Annotated in this window: 1 protein-coding gene; it reads left to right on the top strand. The window is 65.6% G+C overall.

Features of this window, described 5'->3' with window-relative positions; translation table 11 throughout:
• Nucleotides 1-626, top strand: a 626-nt coding sequence (locus OC446_RS30495) for a DUF2778 domain-containing protein (protein WP_262032605.1), incomplete at its 5' end; no start/stop codon positions are given.
• Nucleotides 627-1,041 lie beyond the last annotated feature (415 nt).

Genomic DNA, 1,041 nt, shown 5'->3' with positions numbered 1-1,041 from the left:
CGCCGATCCGTGCACCGGTGGCGCAAAGGGCGGAGGTCGCGGTCAGCGCCCCGGCCGACAACCGCTCCTTCATCGAAAAATTCTTCGGCATCAAGCCGGCCAGCCCGCCCGAGGCGGCGCTCAGCTATGCCTCGCTCGATAACGGCACCGGCAACATTTCTCCCACATCGCGCTTCGTCCCCCAGCCCGGGAGCGGCGGCGGCGGGACCGCCGTCTACGACATCACCGCCCAGGTGGTCATCATGCCGAACGGGGAAAGGCTGGAGGCGCATTCGGGCCTCGGCGACATGATGGACAACCCGCGCTACGTGAATGTTCGGATGAAGGGAGCCACGCCGCCCGGCACCTACGTGATCACCGAACGCGAAGCGCTCTTCCACGGCGTCCGCGCCCTCCGTCTGACGCCAGTGGGTGGCAGCGGCGCCATCTACGGCCGCGACGGCATTCTCGCGCACACCTACATGCTGGGCCCGCGCGGCGACTCGAATGGCTGCGTGTCGTTCAGGAACTACGACCGCTTCCTTCAGGCCTATCTCCGAGGCGAAGTGAAGCGCCTCGTCGTCACCGCCGGCCATGGCCAGGACCTCCTCCCGCGCACGGCCCGCCGCTCCGACCGCGCCATCTGACATCAGGCGTGGCGAATGTCCCCGGTGCCATTCCCATGAGGAAGCGCAGCGGAGGGAACGGGAAGCCATGGAGCTGCGCATGATCGTGCATTCACTTCCCCCGTTTCGCTTAGCCTGATGATGACCCCGCTCACGTCGCTACCGGAACGGCGCTCTCCACGTCATGGCCGTCCCCGGACTTGATCCGGGGATCAGCCCCGGCCATCTCCGCCATCTGTACCAACACCCTCTGACCTCATCCTGAGGAGCAGCGAAGCTGCGTCTCGAAGGACCGTCCAGAGTGCACGGGAGGCGCCCTCGTCCTTCGAGACGCAGCTTCGCTGCTCCTCAGGATGAGGGCTCAGGATGAGCGGCGCAGCGTTATGTTCTTACTTTGTTCTTGACAGCGAGATCAGCCTTGGCTATATCGTTGCGC

Source organism: Microvirga sp. Mcv34 (genome assembly GCF_024519725.1).
In the GTDB taxonomy this organism is placed as follows: domain Bacteria; phylum Pseudomonadota; class Alphaproteobacteria; order Rhizobiales; family Beijerinckiaceae; genus Microvirga.
This window is presented reverse-complemented; position numbering and strand designations above follow the sequence as displayed.